Annotated in this window: 16 protein-coding genes and 1 tRNA gene; 15 read left to right on the forward strand and 2 right to left on the reverse strand. The window is 34.6% G+C overall.

The genetic code is table 11. The annotated features are described in order from the left end of the window. Positions 1 to 4 precede the first annotated feature (4 nt). The 7 genes from AEQSU_RS03815 to AEQSU_RS03840 all read left to right on the forward strand — a co-directional run bounded on the left by AEQSU_RS03815 (position 5) and on the right by AEQSU_RS03840 (position 7,144). Positions 5 to 784 (forward strand): glucose 1-dehydrogenase, encoded by a 780-nt coding sequence (locus tag AEQSU_RS03815; RefSeq protein WP_014781543.1) that lies wholly within the window; start codon positions 5 to 7, stop codon positions 782 to 784. Positions 785 to 920: 136 nt separating this feature from the next. Further along, a complete protein-coding gene (cls, locus tag AEQSU_RS03820; protein WP_014781544.1) occupies positions 921 to 2,375 on the forward strand; it encodes a cardiolipin synthase in 1,455 nt (484 codons plus the stop codon). Positions 2,376 to 2,541: 166 nt separating this feature from the next. Further along, positions 2,542 to 3,864 (forward strand): TolC family protein, encoded by a 1,323-nt coding sequence (locus tag AEQSU_RS03825; protein ID WP_014781545.1) that lies wholly within the window; start codon positions 2,542 to 2,544, stop codon positions 3,862 to 3,864. A gap of 25 nt (positions 3,865 to 3,889) precedes the next feature. Next, entirely contained in the window at positions 3,890 to 4,753 is an 864-nt protein-coding gene (locus tag AEQSU_RS03830) for an HlyD family secretion protein (RefSeq protein ID WP_052309016.1), read from the forward strand. A 29-nt stretch (positions 4,754 to 4,782) separates the two neighbouring features. Next, positions 4,783 to 5,004, forward strand: coding sequence for an HlyD family secretion protein (locus tag AEQSU_RS16100; protein ID WP_157429246.1), 222 nt, complete (start codon positions 4,783 to 4,785; stop codon positions 5,002 to 5,004). A gap of 4 nt (positions 5,005 to 5,008) precedes the next feature. Continuing rightward, positions 5,009 to 6,622: an efflux MFS transporter permease gene (locus AEQSU_RS03835; protein ID WP_014781546.1), complete on the forward strand. Its 1,614-nt coding sequence runs from the start codon at positions 5,009 to 5,011 to the stop codon at positions 6,620 to 6,622. A gap of 21 nt (positions 6,623 to 6,643) precedes the next feature. After that, a complete protein-coding gene (locus AEQSU_RS03840; RefSeq protein ID WP_014781547.1) occupies positions 6,644 to 7,144 on the forward strand; it encodes a GbsR/MarR family transcriptional regulator in 501 nt (166 codons plus the stop codon). Positions 7,145 to 7,290: 146 nt separating this feature from the next. Here the strand turns inward: AEQSU_RS03840 and AEQSU_RS03845 are convergent. Beyond that, positions 7,291 to 7,372: transfer RNA gene (locus AEQSU_RS03845), tRNA-Leu, on the reverse strand. A 194-nt stretch (positions 7,373 to 7,566) separates the two neighbouring features. On the opposite strand from AEQSU_RS03845, the gene AEQSU_RS03850 reads away from it, so the two are divergent. The 5 genes from AEQSU_RS03850 (at position 7,567) to AEQSU_RS03870 (ending at position 11,079) form a co-directional block, all read left to right on the forward strand. Further along, on the forward strand, positions 7,567 to 8,955 hold the full coding sequence (locus AEQSU_RS03850; RefSeq protein ID WP_014781548.1) for a dipeptidase: 1,389 nt from the start codon (positions 7,567 to 7,569) through the stop codon (positions 8,953 to 8,955). 22 nt (positions 8,956 to 8,977) lie between these two features. Next, entirely contained in the window at positions 8,978 to 9,877 is a 900-nt protein-coding gene (locus AEQSU_RS03855) for a LytR/AlgR family response regulator transcription factor (RefSeq protein ID WP_014781549.1), read from the forward strand. A gap of 88 nt (positions 9,878 to 9,965) precedes the next feature. Next, positions 9,966 to 10,541, forward strand: coding sequence for a methyltransferase family protein (locus tag AEQSU_RS03860; RefSeq protein ID WP_014781550.1), 576 nt, complete (start codon positions 9,966 to 9,968; stop codon positions 10,539 to 10,541). Positions 10,542 to 10,624: 83 nt separating this feature from the next. Beyond that, positions 10,625 to 10,816: a hypothetical protein gene (locus tag AEQSU_RS03865; RefSeq protein WP_014781551.1), complete on the forward strand. Its 192-nt coding sequence runs from the start codon at positions 10,625 to 10,627 to the stop codon at positions 10,814 to 10,816. 11 nt (positions 10,817 to 10,827) lie between these two features. Continuing rightward, positions 10,828 to 11,079, forward strand: coding sequence for a type II toxin-antitoxin system RelE family toxin (locus AEQSU_RS03870; protein ID WP_014781552.1), 252 nt, complete (start codon positions 10,828 to 10,830; stop codon positions 11,077 to 11,079). Between the two features lie 2 nt (positions 11,080 to 11,081). On the opposite strand, the gene AEQSU_RS03875 is transcribed toward AEQSU_RS03870, so the two are convergent. Then, complete coding sequence (locus AEQSU_RS03875; RefSeq protein WP_014781553.1) at positions 11,082 to 11,657, reverse strand: PhnA domain-containing protein; 576 nt, start codon at positions 11,655 to 11,657, stop codon at positions 11,082 to 11,084. A 158-nt stretch (positions 11,658 to 11,815) separates the two neighbouring features. Between AEQSU_RS03875 and AEQSU_RS03880 the strand changes: the two genes are divergently transcribed. From AEQSU_RS03880 to AEQSU_RS03890, 3 genes are all read left to right on the forward strand, one after another. Beyond that, a complete protein-coding gene (locus AEQSU_RS03880; RefSeq protein WP_014781554.1) occupies positions 11,816 to 14,263 on the forward strand; it encodes a hypothetical protein in 2,448 nt (815 codons plus the stop codon). 145 nt (positions 14,264 to 14,408) lie between these two features. After that, a complete protein-coding gene (locus tag AEQSU_RS03885) occupies positions 14,409 to 14,774 on the forward strand; it encodes a BlaI/MecI/CopY family transcriptional regulator (RefSeq protein ID WP_014781555.1) in 366 nt (121 codons plus the stop codon). Between the two features lie 8 nt (positions 14,775 to 14,782). After that, on the forward strand, positions 14,783 to 16,603 hold the full coding sequence (locus tag AEQSU_RS03890) for a M56 family metallopeptidase (RefSeq protein WP_169313452.1): 1,821 nt from the start codon (positions 14,783 to 14,785) through the stop codon (positions 16,601 to 16,603). Positions 16,604 to 16,764 lie beyond the last annotated feature (161 nt).

The raw sequence follows: 16,764 nt of genomic DNA on the forward strand, positions 1-16,764 counted from the left end.
TATTATGGAAACATCAAAACATTTTGATTTAAAAGGAAAAACAGCAGTAGTAACAGGTGGCGCAGGCGGCATAGGAAAAGCTTGCTGTGAAATATTAGCTGCTTATGGCGCAAAAGTCGTGGTTTCAGATTACAATTTGGAGGCCGCTAAAGAAACTTCAAAAGCAATAAACGATAATGATGGAACATCAATCGCTATTGATTGTAATGTACTTGAAGACGATGCTTTAATTAATTTGGTAGATAAAACTGTTGAAAAATTTGGCAGTATCGAAATATTGGTAAATAACGTTGGTGGCGGTAGCGCAGGAAAAGAAAGCCCTTACGACATTGAGGTAGCGCAATTTAAAAAAGTGTTCGATATGAACGTTTTTAGTATGTGGCGTCTTTGCCAACTAGTTGCCCCTCATATGAAAAAAGCTGGTTACGGTAGTATTATTAATATGTCATCAATGGCTTCAATAAACAAAAGTCCTGCAATAAGTGCGTATGCATCATCAAAAGCAGCAATAAACCATATGACGCGTAACCTCGCTTTTGATTATGGACCAGACAAAATCCGAGTAAATGCCATTGGACCTGGAGCAACAAGAACACACGCCTTAAGTACGGTATTGACTCCAGATTTGGAAAAAGCTATGTTGAAGCACACCCCTATCCACAGATTGGGTGAATCTGAAGACATTGCAGGAGCCGTTCTTTATTTTGCAGCACCAATTTCCAGCTGGACTAGTGGTCAAGTTATTTTCATCAATGGTGGTGGCGAACAGACTTTGGATATGTAATATTACATATAGAATTAAATTTATTTTTAATTAAGCAAGTATGCAGACCTTACAGTCCCAAGACGTTGGATTGTGAGGTCTTTTACTTAATACCTGAAAAACTTCTACTTTTAAAAGTAAATAAACAAGAATATTTATGAATTGGATTCTAATCGCACAAATAGCCTACACCCTCTTAATGATTTTGGTTGTTTTAAGAGTATTATACGATACCCGAAGCAGCACAAAGGCTTTAGCGTACATCTTGTTTATTGTTTTTGTTCCAATTGTTGGGGTAATCTTTTATTTTTCCTTCGGAATCAATTACCGAAAACGAAAGTTATACACCAAAAAGATTGTTCAAGATGAACCTCTTCGAGAACGTATCAAGAATAAAATGAATTTGTATTCTGATGCGATAAGCAATTCAGGATTGATACCAGAAAAAAGAGAAACTTTAATTGAATATATTCGTCGCTCAAGTGGTAGCCCTTTAACCGCAAACAACAAAGTAAAGTTATTAATAAATGGAGAAGAGAAGTTCCCACAAGTATTAAGGGCATTAGAAAATGCAGTATCGCACATCCATATTGAATATTATATTTATGAAAATGATATTACAGGAAATCAAATTGCAGAAGTTCTTATAAAAAAGGCAAAAGAAGGTGTTCAAGTTCGTTTTATGTATGACGATTTTGGGAGTCATAGTTTAGGTAAGCCATTTATTCAAAAACTAAAAGATGCAGGCGTACAGACTGCACCATTTTATAAGATAAAATGGTATGCATTGGCAAACCGTATTAATTACAGAAACCACAGAAAAATCATCATCATTGATGGTAAAACGAGCTTTGTTGGTGGTATTAATATGAGTGATAAGTATCGTAATGACTTAAATGAAGAAAATCATCTATTTTGGCGTGATACCCACTTAATGATTGAAGGACAAGCTTCGGCTTACTTGCAATATTTGTTTATTTGCGATTGGAATTTTTGCAGTACCGATGAAATACAATACCATACGGAATATTTCCCAGAATACATTCAGAGTAATAATATAGAGAATGATGTTGTCCAGATTGCAGCTTCGGGTCCTGATAGCGAGCAACCTGTTATATTCTACTCATTGCTTGAAGCGATAAGTTCTGCCAAGAAAAAGATTTATATAACAAGCCCCTACTTTATTCCTGGCGAAAGTTTAATGGATGCATTAATTATTGCTATTCAAAGCGGACTGGATGTGAAAATAATTATTCCGGGAATATCAGATTCCAAGATGGTCAACGCAGCTGCCAGTGCTTATTATACAGAACTGCTAGCGTATGGAGCAAAAATCTATAAATACAACAAAGGTTTTGTTCACGCCAAGACAATGGTAATAGATGATGATTTAGCCATAATCGGTTCGGCAAATATGGATTATCGCAGCTTCGATTTAAACTTTGAAGTTAATGCTATGATTTATAGTAAGGACGTTGCACAAAAACTTACGAAAGCTTTTGATGATGATCTTTTAGTTTCTGAACAAATTATTTCAAAAAATTGGTTAGCACGTCCAAAGCATATCCATCTCTGGGAAAAGATAGTTAGACTTTTGTCGCCATTCCTTTGATTTACAGGAAATAAAAAATTAACATAAATTTAATTTCATTTAGTTCGTATTGTTACGAACTAAATGTAAATTTGTATTCGAATTAATTGCAGGTATTGTAAACCATTCTTAATTCCGAAGATAATAACAAATTATAAGTTTTATCATTAACTTGAAAATGCAAAAAATGAAAAATATAAAATATCTAACGCTTCTGGGCTTTATGCTGTTAGGTTTAAATACCCAGACAATAGTTGCACAACAGATGCAAGAACGCATAATGACGGTACAAGAACTTGCCGAAAGTGTTCAGGCAAATAACATTCAATTAAAATTGGCAAAATCTTCTGTGGATGTTTCGGACGCAACAATTGGCGAAGTGAAAGTTAATAGGCTTCCAGATATCGGTACAGATGTGAGTGCTTTTTATTTAAGTGATGTGAGCATTTATGATACGGGTTTCAACAAATTGCAAAAAGTAGATATTCCAAATTTTGGTAATCAATTCAATGTAAATGTCAGTCAATTGATTTTTGCCGGTGGAAAAATCAACAAATCCATTGAACTTGCCGAGATGAGTAAAACATTGTCTGAAAATCAATTAGGAGATACCGAGCAAGGTATTAAATTAAGTGCCACAGAGCTATATCTAAATCTTTACAATCTTCAAAATCAAAAAACAATTCTCAAAAATAATAGGGATTTAGCGACCGAACGCACTAAAAATACCGAGTATTTCTATGAGCAGGATATGATTACAAAGAATGAAATGCTCCGTGCGCAAGTACTAGAACGACAATTAGAACAAAGCATTTTACAGGTAGAAAACGCTATTTTAATTACTAATAAAAATTTGACCCTACTCGCCGGCCTTGATGAAAATATTTTAATTATTCCTACTATTGATAATATCAATCATCAAATACGCAAACAGGACGAAACCTTTTATCGCGAAATAGCATTTCAGAAAAATCCGCAACTTACCGCAAGTGATACACAGATAGCTATAGCCGAAAAAAATCTTGAACTTACCCGCACAGATAGATCACCTATTTTAGCTGGATTTGCAGGTTATAATGCCAGTCGTCCACAAACATCTGGCACGCCAGCAGATCTTTATTCCAATACATATCAAGTAGGATTAAGTCTTTCCTATAATATTGAAACGCTGTTTAAAAATCCAAAAAAAGAAGCAGTCGATAAAGTTTTAATCGATCAAGCTACTTTGGCAAAAGAAGCGGTAAGACAGCGCATAGAAGGAGATGTAAATGCAGCCTTTAAAAACTATAATTTAGCAATTGCGCAATTAGAAGTAAGCTCAGTTAACCAATCCGCAGCTGACGAAAATTATCGAATTACTGAATTGAAATATAAAAACCAGTTGGTCACATATATTGAAATAATAGATGCAGCAAACACAAAGTTGCAGGCAGAATTACAAATGCTAGATGATCAGACAGATATAATTCTGAATTACGTAAGACTTCTTCGAGTTACAGGACAATTATAAAACCATCAATTAAAGATTAAACACTATGGCAACTTCAGAATCCAAATCAGAAACAGCACCAGAATCAACGCCCGAATCTGCACCGAAAGCAACACCAAAAGCGAAGAAAAAAAACAAATTATATCTAACGCTTTTAAATGCATTTGTATTTATTATAACATTACTTGTTATCTGGTTTGTGGTAAAAAATTATCTACACATTAATGATGATACCTATGTGAGCGATGCACAAGTAAAAGCTTATATAAGTCCAGTAAACTCGAGAGTTCCAGGATATATAGACGAAATATATTTTACAGAACATCAATCAGTTAAAAAAGGAGATACACTTCTTACACTCGATAAAACAGATTTTTTGAATGCCATCGCGCAAGCTGAAGCAGGTTTAAGCCAAGCAATAGCGGGCAAAGCTTCCGTAAAAACTTCCATAGCTCGCGTTGGCAGTAGCGAAGGTACGGTAGCTGCAAATATGTTAGGTGTAAAAGCGCAACTTAATAATTCGCAAGCAGATCTGGCTCGCTATAAAAACCTATTAGCAAATGACGCTGTAACATTACAACAGTATCAACAAATTGAGACACAAGTAAAAACATTACAGTCGCAGTATAATGCGCTAAGCAAACAAAAAAATACAGCGCAGCTTTCTACAAATGAAACAGAATCTCAACTTGCCGTTAGTGATGCACAAATAAAAGCAGCGGAAGCGGGACTGGAAAGAGCAAAACTCAATTTAAATTATACAGTAATCACAGCTCCCGAAGATGGTATTATGGGAAGAAGAACGATTACCGCCGGCCAATATATCCAGCCAGGACAGCAGATTGCAGCTTTAGTACAGAATAACAAAAAATGGATTGAAGCCATTTGCTGGAAACGCAATTACCACTAGTTCAAATAGGCGATAAAATACCTTTTACTGTGGATGCAATAGGAAAAACCAAATTTGAAGGTAAAATAGTTTCAATTTCAGCGGCTACCGGTTCTGAATATTCTGCAATACCTACCGACAACTCTGCGGGAAATTTTGTAAAAGTCCAACAGCGTATTCCAGTAAAAATAGAATTTACAGAAAATAATGATGCCAAAGCACTAGGAAAAGTACGCGTGGGAATGAATGTGGTAATGACGCTAAAAGACTAATAAAATGTACAACAAAGGCTTATTTGCAGATTGGGTTCCCAAACCATTGATGCTGGTTTTGATTCTTGTTTTCCTCATACCTATTTTAGTGGTAAATGGCGTTTATACAGGTAATATTAGTTATATGGTCGGCAGTCTTGGAACTCATAACGAGTGGATTGTTTTTGCGAATTATGCAGGTGTAGTAGGAATGGGCGTTAGTCTGCCACTAATCTTTAGATATAAATTGCGTTTTTATACTAAATTTTTAATGGTGCGAACGCTTCTGTTCCTGGCCATTGCAAGCTTTATGATTGGGACTACAGATAATGTAATCGTGATTGTCTCTTCAACATTCTTCATTGGCTTCCTAAAAATGTTTGCACTCATCGAGCTTATTATGCCAACGATGTTTATGATTAGTCCCGATGGAAATCGACCAAAATTTTATTCAATATTCTACCCTTCCGCAATCGTATTTCCGCAATTAGCTGGATATTTAATGGTGCGTTTTGGTTTTAGCACATACTGGCAAAATGCCAATTTTATAATGGCAATTATAATGTTATCATTAGCTGGGCTGGCATTAATTTTCATGCACAACCAGCGTTACGATAAAAAGGTTTCATTAAAAGGAATCGACTGGACAGGATTATTTTTATTTACGAATGTATTTTTAGCTTTAGCATACTTCATCTCGTTTGCAAAACAACAAAATTATTTCAGGTCAGATAATATTATGCTGGCTGTGGGAATTATGGTTTTAGGAAGCGTTCTGTATGCCATCAACCAACGGCTTAAAGAAAATCCGTTTATACACTTTGGCTTTCTTAAAAACTACAGCGTCATTCACGGAATTATGATGTTATTAATGCTTGGTTTCTTCTTGGCTGGAGGTTCGCTTCAAAGTAAAATTACAATGGGAATACTAGGTTTTGATTCGGTTATGGATAATTCCTTCAACCTTTGGATGATTCCCGGACTACTTATAGCTATTGTTTTTAGTATGAAGTGGTTGGTAAATAATAAATCACTCAAAATATATATCCTTACTGGCTTTACGGCTTTCATCCTATATTATGTACTTATGTACTTCTTGGTTTCAAGAGGATTGAGTTATGAGCAATTAATTATCCCAAATATAATTCGAGGTTTCGGCATGGCCGTTTTATTTATAGGCGTATGGCTGTACGCTCTTGGTGATTTAAAACCAGATGCTATGTTGGGAGCTGCTGCTGTAATGATTATTGTAAGAACGATGATAGGTCCGGGACTATGGAGTTTAGGATTTAATTATATAGACAGTATTTGGAGTTTGGAAGCTTTGACTAATATGGCAGGAAAAATGGATGCCTCTGCCTATTCCCAACAAACCGCAATGGGGCTTTATAAAACAATAAATCTAGATTCACTTATGATTTCCACGAAGAGATTGTATGGATTGTTGGTAATGTTAGGTGGAGCAGTATTGGTCTATGTCTCTTTTCTCAATCTTGATGGCTTGAGCAAACGTAGTGTTATACTATTGCGCAAACGTCTTAAAGGACAAACTACAAAAGGCTATGTACGCGAGGTAGCATTACAGGAAGAAGAAGAATTACAAGAAGAAATTAAAGCTGCAAGTGCCGTGGCCGTTTAGAAATATAAGGTAGATAATGATATGATAAAAGAAAATATATCTAAAGAGAATAGTTTATTGATTGAAGAGATAGGATTAGTCATTGAAGAACGAGCTGACTTACCGCCACTGGCAGCACGCATATATGCAACACTGATTTTAGCATCAGATGATGGATTGACTTTTGAGGATATCACAGAAATGCATCAGGCAAGTAAAAGCGCCGCTTCAAATAATCTGAATGTATTGTTCAAGCTTGAATATGTAGCATATTTTACAAAGCCTGGAGAACGAAAACGCTATCTTAAAGCATCGAAGTTTTATGTAAAAACCGCCATAGAAAAGTATAGCGAGTTATTTGAGAAGGAAGTTCGCGTTGTAGGTAAAATAAACGAATTCAATAGAAAATACAATCCTGAAAAGTTTAAAAATGAAAGATCCGAAGGAATACTATATCAAGAATATCTCACTAATTTAACTGAAGGCTTTAAAAAGAAAATGAAAGAGGTTGAAAATATGCAACAGCAAGAAGATATTTTTTAAATCAATGACAGACAAATATTTCATCATTGATAAAGCTGCATTTTATGTTTCTTACTAAAATAAGTTGACAAAAATTCAACTTACTTTAAAACGAGATAGACCTTTAAACAAAAAAAGCTCCAGATTTCTCTGAAGCTTTCTACTTGTACAGGCGGAGAGACTCGAACTCTCACACCTCACGGCACTAGATCCTAAGTCTAGCGTGTCTACCAATTCCACCACGCCTGCATAAATTCTTTCACAACACTTAGGACATATTGTAAAAGGAGTGCAAATATAAACAAGATTTCGGTTTTAAAAATATTTATTTTTATAAATTTTAAAATCTGCTAAATGTTAGTTAAACCGAAGCAGCATTTTTAGTATTTACCACGTTCTTTTAGTGGTGTTTTGTACTTTAGCGTTTCTTCAAAAACAACAAAATGAAAAGTGCAAAACCTTATATTGAAAAAAACAAAGATCGATTTATAGATGAATTGATCGAATTACTTAAAATACCATCAATCAGCGCAGATTCAGCATACAAAAAAGATGTTCTTAAAACTGCGGAAGCCGTGAAAAAACAACTTGAAAAAGCGGGTTGCGATGCAGTTGAAATATGTGAAACGCCAGGATACCCTATTGTTTACGGCGAAAAGATGATTGACAAAAAATTACCAACCATTTTGGTGTATGGCCATTACGATGTGCAACCGCCAGATCCATTGGATTTATGGGAAAGTCCGCCATTTGAACCTGTAATCAAAAAAACAAAATTACATCCTGAAGGAGCCATTTTCGCCCGAGGAAGTTGTGATGATAAAGGCCAAATGTATATGCACGTAAAAGCTCTGGAATATATGACCGAAACCGACCAACTGCCCTGCAACGTAAAATTTATGATTGAAGGCGAAGAGGAAGTGGGTAGTAGTAGCTTGGAATGGTTTGTTTCAAAAAACCACGATAAACTTGCTAACGATGTTATTTTAATAAGCGACACTGGGATGATTTCTAAAAATACTCCTTCAATAACAACAGGTCTTCGCGGTCTTAGTTATGTAGAAGTAGAAGTTACTGGTCCAAATCGAGATTTACACAGCGGACTTTATGGAGGCGCGGTAGCAAACCCAATAAATGTGCTGACTAAAATGATTGCCTCACTTCACGATGAAAATAATCATATCACTATTCCTGGGTTTTATGATGACGTAGAAGAACTTTCAAAAGAAGAACGAGAGAAAATGGCTGAGGCACCTTTCAACTTAAAAGATTACGAAGAATCTATAGCTATTGATTCAGTGTATGGCGAAAAAGGATATTCAACAAATGAGCGAAATTCTATCCGGCCAACTTTAGATGTAAACGGAATTTGGGGTGGTTACATTGGTGAAGGTGCAAAAACCGTAATAGCAAGCCAAGCTTTCGCGAAAATAAGTATGCGTTTGGTGCCAAATCAAGATTGGAAAAAGATAACAGAACTTTTCAAAAATCACTTTGAAAGTATTGCTCCAAAAGGTGTTCGCGTAAAAGTGAAACCGCATCACGGCGGGCAAGCTTACGTTACGCCAATTAATAGTTTAGGCTATAAAGCAGCTGAAAAAGCATATGAAGAAACCTTCGGGAAAACTCCAATTCCGCAACGAAGCGGCGGAAGTATTCCAATTGTAGCTTTGTTTGAAAAAGAATTGAAAAGCAAAACTATTTTAATGGGCTTTGGTTTGGATAGTGACGCCATTCACTCACCTAACGAACATTTTGGTATTTGGAACTATTTAAAGGGAATTGAGACTATTCCTCAGTTTTATCATTTCTTTACGGAGATGAGTAAGTAATTAATTAGTAAGGCTGAGAAATATGAGCTTCGCAAAACTGGCTAACTTCCTTTCTCAGCCTTATCCTTTTTACTATCGAGGAAAAACTTTGCTCGTAATTTCTTCGTGTATTTTTGCACTTACATTTCTCTTCAATTATTTTTTTCAACCTTTTCAAGTGAATCTTTCAGAGCACAGAATGGGTTATGAATGGATTTGCCTTATTCACGCCTTGATTCCTTCACTTTTGTTTTTAATCATCTTTTCATTGGTTCAGCAAATCAATGATATTGATGACAAATGGAATGTAAAAGAAGAGATTTTAGGGATATTTGGTTATTTAATTCTCGTGGGAATTTTCAATTTCTTGGTTCGCGATTTTATTTATAATAATCCTGATAATTGGTCACTTCACCATTTCTGGGTTGAATTGAAAAACACATTACTCGCCGGAATTTTATTTATCTTTATCTTTATTCCTTTGAATTTTAAACGTCTTTACGATCGTTACAAAGAAAAATCTGCAAAACTAATTCCTTTTCAATCTTCACTGAAACCTTCTGAAATTGAAACTTCAATTCCTATAAAAACACAATTGATAGCTGATGATTTTGAACTAGAAATCCAACAATTTCTTTTCGCAAAAGCCGAAAAAAATTACTTAGAAATCTTTTTCGAAAACGAAATCAAAAACGAAATCGAAATTCAGAAATTGGTAAAGAGAATCACGCTAACTCAACTTGAAAGTCAATTAAATGATTTTGGTTTTGTAGTGAAAATCCACCGTTCGTATTTAGTTAACCTAAAAAAAGTTGAAAGCATCTCTGGGAATGCACAAGGCTATCAATTAAGACTAAAGAATTTCGAAAGTTCAATTCCAGTTTCTCGAAGTAATATTTCAACTTTTGAAGAAAAGATGAAGTTTTTGACCCATACTTCTTGAGGCTTGTCCCAAAAGCTTGTTATTCATCCCAAGCATTTTATTCTCTCAAATTTCAGATTTAAGTTTGCTTAAAATTAAACTGTAAATTATGGAACAAGCCAAAATAGCACTGCGTATTGCCTGGATAGTATTTCTAATCGTTTGGATACTTGGAGCACTTCAAACCAAAAAAACTGATAATCAAGAACCGCTTCTAAAACGTTTTTTGTGGTATTGGTTACCACTAATTATTGCAGGTCTACTTTTAGGTCCAACCGAATGGTTTATGGGTATGTGGATAAGAGAAAATTTTGTAGAACATACCGATTTGGTTGGAATTACAGGTGCAAGTATCGCTTGGCTGGGAACTTTGCTCGCTTGCTGGTCGCGCTTGCTACTTGGAAAAAACTGGAGTGTTTCTGTTCAGTTGAAGGAAGGCCATGAACTTATAACAAAGGGACCTTATAAAATTATTCGTCATCCAATTTACACTGCGATATTGCTTCTCTTTTTGGGTAATATACTAATTGTGGGCGATTACCGTGGAATTTTGGCAATAGTAATCGTTTTTGTTTCCCTTTGGCGAAAATTGAAACTGGAAGAGCTGTGGCTTGCAGAATATTTTGGAGAAGGTTACTTAATTTATAAAGCAAAAAGCAAAGCGTTGTTTCCTTGGGTTTTATGATTTAAGGTTGCATAAGAAGTTTTTAAAATCATTAGAATTTATTATTCTATCTTTATAATAAATTCCTAAAAAACTTAAAAAGTATGGAAACGCAATATGTAACAGATAAAAAAGGAAAAAAGGTTGCCGTAATACTTTCTATTGAAGAATACCAAAAAATGCTAGAGGAACTTGAAGCCGTAGATGATATAAAACTATACGATGAAGCTAAAAAAAATCAAGAAGAATCAATAGTCGCCGAAGAAGCTTTTAAATCAATTGAAAAAAACCGTTAATAGTTAGATGAATGACTTATAAGGTTTCCATAAAGAAAAGCGCTGTAAAAATTTTAAATAAAATTCAAGAACCTTATTATTCTTCTATTAAATCTTCAATACTCCAATTAGGAGAAAATCCCCGACCACAGGGATATATAAAGTTAAAAGGACGAGAAGCTTACCGTATTCGAATTTCAGATTACAGAATAATTTATGAAATTTTCGATAATGAATTAATAGTAGATGTTGTTGCTTTAGGCCATCGAAAAGATATTTATTAAAATTAAATCTTCTTCACAAAATCAGTAATAAGCACAATTTGCTGACCGTCCACTTTCCCTTCAATGTATTTTTCGTTTTCGTGATCTAAGGAAATCCTACGAACGGCCGTTCCCTGTTTGGCAACCATACTGCTACCTTTTACTTTTAAGTCTTTAATTAACACTACAGAATCACCAGCTTCTAAAATTACGCCGTTGCTATCACGGTGAATAAGTTTTTCGCCTCTGGCGTCTTCAACTCCAGCTTTTGCCCATTCCTTGGTTTCATCTTCCAGATACATCATGTCTAGCAAATCTTGTGGCCAGCCTTCAGCTTTTAAACGATTTAGCATACGCCAAGCCACAACTTGAACGGCCGGAACAGTGCTCCACATACTATCATTTAAACAACGCCAATGGTTAGATTCTACTTTTTCGGGATCTTCAATTTGGTCATTGCAAGTAGTACAGATTAAAATACTTGTATCGGCAACATCTGTTGGCGAGTTTGGCACTTCAAAAACAGTTAGGTTTTCTTCGTTTCCACATAGCTCACATTTATTGTCGCTTCGCTGCTGTAGTTCTTTCTCTAGGCTCATCTTGTTCAAATTTTGGCAAATATAGCTGAAAGTAGACGATGAACGGTAAAGGTTTTAAAAACCTTTGTTATCCGCTTTTTTATCATTTCAAAATACATTTTGTGACTTGAAGTTTATATTTTTATAAAACCTTAGAAAATCAAAATCAAGCTCAAATCATGAAAACTTCAAATACTCATCTTTCAAAATCTAAATTGAGCTTTATTTTTATTCTATTTTTTACGTTTTCAGTTTTAAGTCAAAATAAAAACGAAAAAAGTGATTTGGTTTTTTTTTATAAAAATTACACCGAACTGCCACGAGAAATAAGTTATGCACACCTCAACAAAACAACTTATCTAAAAGGAGAAATTATGGCTTTTACAGTCTATGTTTTTGGCAAAAACACTAAAAAAACTTCTACTACAGCCACTAACTTGTACTGCACAATTTCCGACGAAAACAATAGAATCGTAAAAAGTGAGATGATTTTAGCAGCCAATGGCGTTGCAAACGGGTCGTTTCAAATTGATAGTCTTTTCACTTCGGGGGAATATACTTTTAAAGCATACACCAATTGGATGCGAAATTTTGATGAACAAAACCAGTATGTACAGAAACTAAAAATCATTGATACCGAGGCGGAAAATATTCCAAAAATCAAAGTAACAAATTCAAACATTGATGCGCAATTTCTGCCAGAAGGTGGACATTTTGTTGTTGATGTAAAAAATAGCGTAGGTGTAATTGTAAAAGATGATCTTGGTTTTGGGGTTCCAAATGCTACTGGAAAAGTAGTGGATTCAGAAAATAAAACACTTATTGATTTTAAAACAAATCAATTCGGAATTGGAAAGTTCACTTTTACCCCAAATGCCATCAGCAACAACAAAGTAATTCTAGATTTCAACGGAACAAAACAAACCTTTTCATTAGAAAAAGCAGAAAGTACGGGCATTGCATTAACGATGAACGATTTAGAAAACAAGGTTGCTTTGTCTTTACGAATCAATGAAAACACGCTAAAACAGATAGCCAATCAAGAATACACTTTAGCAATACACAACGGAAGTGTTTTAAAAACAATAGCCATTAATTTTGAAAAAACCACGGAAGTTGTAAAAATGATCAAGTATGAAGATTTGAATCCAGGCATTAATATTTTCACACTTTTTGATGAAGAAAACCACCCGATTTTAGAACGTCTTTTCTTTAAATATGAAGGAATCAATTTGCTGACTGCGGAAAACCCACAAATTGTAACCACCAACGATTCAATAAAAATTAAAATTCCCATAAATAATATTGACAAGAATTTAGCAAACAACTTCAGTGTTTCTGTACTTCCTGAGGAAACAAAATCTTACAACCCAAATAACAATATTATTTCTGAAACTTACCTAAAGCCGTACATTAAGAGTTATATCGAAAATTCAGCCTATTATTTTACAGATATTACTCGCAAAAAGAAATTTGAACTAGACAATGTACTTATAGCCCAAGGCTGGAGCAGTTATGATTGGAATACCGTTTTTAACCATCCGCCAAAAGCACTTTATGGATATGAAAACGGCATCAGCTTTAGAGCAAATATTAACGACAAAAGAGCTTCAGAGTATATGATGTACGCTACCATAAACAATGAAATGCAACTTTTTCGCGTGAATGAAAGTGATACGGATTTTGGTGCGGTTGGTCTTTATCCAATGGATAACGAAGTAATACGATTTAGCTCGGTGAAGAAGAACAATCATATTGATAGACCAAATCTATATTTACAATTTTCCCCTTCAAAAGTTCCAGACATTAAAAATGTGGGGAATACTGCGCCATTGCTGAAGAAAAGTGCAAATAACATAAGTTGGGAAAACACAATGTTTCAAAGCAGTTGGGACAAAGCAGAGCAACTTGACGCAGTTACTATAAAAACAGATAAGGTTTTGTCGCGTGAAGATAAATTGACCAGAACCGCATTTGGAAAAGCGTACGTTGTAGATGACAATATTCGAAAATCGTATGTTTATCTTAGTGACTTTATTAGAACCAAAGGATTCACCGTAAATGAAACCATGGGACAACTACTCATATACAATCCCCGTCCTGTATCATTTGGCCAAGGTGAGACAATTACCACAAAAGGCACACTCGCCAATACCACCAATACTTCCGTTAAAACCAAGCCAGTTATTATTTATTTCAACAATATCAAGCTGACCAATACAGATATGTTATATAAATACTCAATGGAAGATGTAGATTATATTCTTATGGATAAATCAGGAACTAGTGAAGGAGGAGTTGGGGCACCTGGTGTGATTAAAATATTTACCAATCCCACTACTTCCCAAAGCAAAATGAAAATAAATGCATCCCAAGAAGTTTCCGCTCCATTGACATTTAGCGGGCCAAAAAAGTTTTACACTCCAGCATACACTTCTTATCAAAGTTTATTTTATCAGCAATATGGGATAATTGGATGGTTTCCGAGACTTACAATTCAAGCAGATGGAAATATACAATTTAAAATTCCACATCAATTAATTAAGAACGTATCCGTTTTTATCGAAGGGATTGCAAATGACGGTAGTTTTATTTCTACGGAAAAGATTATTCCTTTAGAAAATTAGTCCTAAACAGCCCCTTACTATTTCCAACTGATTACTGCAAAGAAGGAAAATTTTGGATTTTGGAATTTGATATTTTAACACTTCTACACTTGTAGAATTAAAATATTTACTCTACGTTTGTAGAAACAAATTCAATCTTTCATAAATGACACTCTCAAACGCCGAAGAACAACTAATGCAATTCCTCTGGAAAAAGGAACGCGCCTTAATGAAAGAGCTAATAGATGCTTATCCAGACCCAAAACCTGCAACCACAACTGTGGCAACACTTTTAAAGCGAATGCAGGACAAAAATTTTGTAGATTATAAACAACTAGGTCGCTCGCGTGAATACTTTCCATTGGTGAAAAAGAAAGATTATTTCTCAAAACACGTAAATGGATTGATTAAAAATTTCTTCAACAATAGCCCGTCACAATTTGCTTCATTTTTTACTGAAGAAACCAATCTTTCCAAAAAAGAGTTGGAAGAATTAAAGACCTTGATTGATTCTGAAATTAAAAAGAAATGATGATGGAAATGTACCTATTAAAATCCGCAGTCTGCCTCACCGTACTTTTCGTCTTTTACAAATTGGTTTTGGAAAATACTTCTGTCCATAATTTTAAGCGTTTTTATCTTTTCGGAAGTTTATTGGTTTCTTTTACAATTCCGCTTATCACTTTTACTACTTATATTGAAGCATCGCTGTTTACCACGGTTTTCGCTGAACGAAATTCACAAATTATTATATCAGAACCTGAAGACGTTGTTAATTACTGGCGGTTTGTTATATGGACTATTTATGGTTTGGGTGTTTTGTTTTTCAGTGTAAAGTTTTTTAAAAATCTTTTCACTTTAGTTGAAAAAATAAAGAAGAACCCAAAATTTAAAAATCATAGTTTTATAAATATTCTTCTAAGTGAAAATGTAATCCCTCATACTTTCTTCAATTACATTTTTCTAAACAAAACACAATTTGAAAACCACGAAATTCCTGAAGAAGTGATGCTTCACGAAGAAACCCACGCGCGCCAAAAACATAGTTTGGACGTAATCTTTGTTGAAATTCTACAAATTGTGTTTTGGTTCAATCCCTTGTTTTATTTCATAAAAAGAAGCATCAAATTAAACCACGAGTTTTTAGCTGATCACGCAGTTTTGAACGCTGGCATAGAAACTTCAGCATATCAAAAAATATTACTGGCATTCTCATCAAATGCTTTAACGCCTTCATTGGCACATTCACTCAATTATTCATCCATCAAAAAACGATTTACAGTTATGAAAACACACACATCTAAAAGAGCCATTTGGTTAAGAAGTTTATTGCTATTGCCATTGCTTTCCATATTGATTTATGGATTTAGCACGAAAGAAGTTTTAATAGAACAAACTCAAAAAAGTACTGTTTTTACCACAGACACTATTGAAGATATTAGGGTTGTTATTGATAAAAACTCTAAACTAACTTTAAACGGAATTCCTGTTGAATTGACTGATCTTAAAACAGAAATCAATAAACGAAATACACATTTAACAACCGAGCAAAAGCAAAAATATATTTCTGCGAATGTGGGGTTTTATAATGAAAAGGATAAAGTTTTAGCTGAAAATATAACAGAAATATTTTATGCGAATAACCTGAGAAACCTAAGCATGTCTAATATAAAAAACTTGGAAGATGCCAATTTGGACACAAACGTTATAGTAAATTCATATTCAGGAAAAACTACTGAAGAAGCTGAAGTTTTGCACAAAGCGTATTTAAAAGATCTTGAGAAATTTAAAGCGGCAAAAGCTAATGTGAAAAATGATGAAAACAATCCGTGGTCAGTTCAAGTTGGCGAACCTGAAGAAAGAGACGAAAATACAGGGAAAATTATTCAACAAAAAGCAACCAAAGCTGAAATTGCAGAATACAACAAGCTGGCAAAAAAATACAATGATATTGACATTGAAAAACGTATAATCAAAAAGAACGATTTAGCTCGCTTGGAATTCATTTACAAAAAAATGAGTGACGAACAAAAAGCAAATGCAGAACCATTTCCGGAGTGTATTCCACCACCACCACCACCACCACCACCACCACCACCACCACCGCCACCACCACCACCAACCTTTTCAATTTCAGAAGACCAAAAGAAATTCAGTGAAGCAACGTATTACTATAAAGGAGAGTTAATCACTTATGAAAGGGCAAACGAGCTACTCGAAAAAAACAATAATCTAGGGATTTATATAGACAAGTCAGGGAGTTATCCGGGCACCATTCATTTATACGAAGAACCTTTTGATATAACTAAAATTGTTGTTCCAAAACCTCCAAAAGCACCTTCTGTAGAAAACGAAAATTAATATACGCCTTCACAGTCGCCGCCCGCTCCAAATTCAGATCCTGTAGAATATATAAAGGAACTAGCAAAAAGAGTCGCAAATTTTTATATATGCCAGCATAAATACAGCAAGGAAGAAGCAATTAAAAGGGTTTAAAAAAGCACTAATGAAGTAACAATAGA

Origin of the sequence: Aequorivita sublithincola DSM 14238, assembly GCF_000265385.1 — a bacterium.
Classification (GTDB): Bacteria; Bacteroidota; Bacteroidia; order Flavobacteriales; family Flavobacteriaceae; genus Aequorivita; species Aequorivita sublithincola.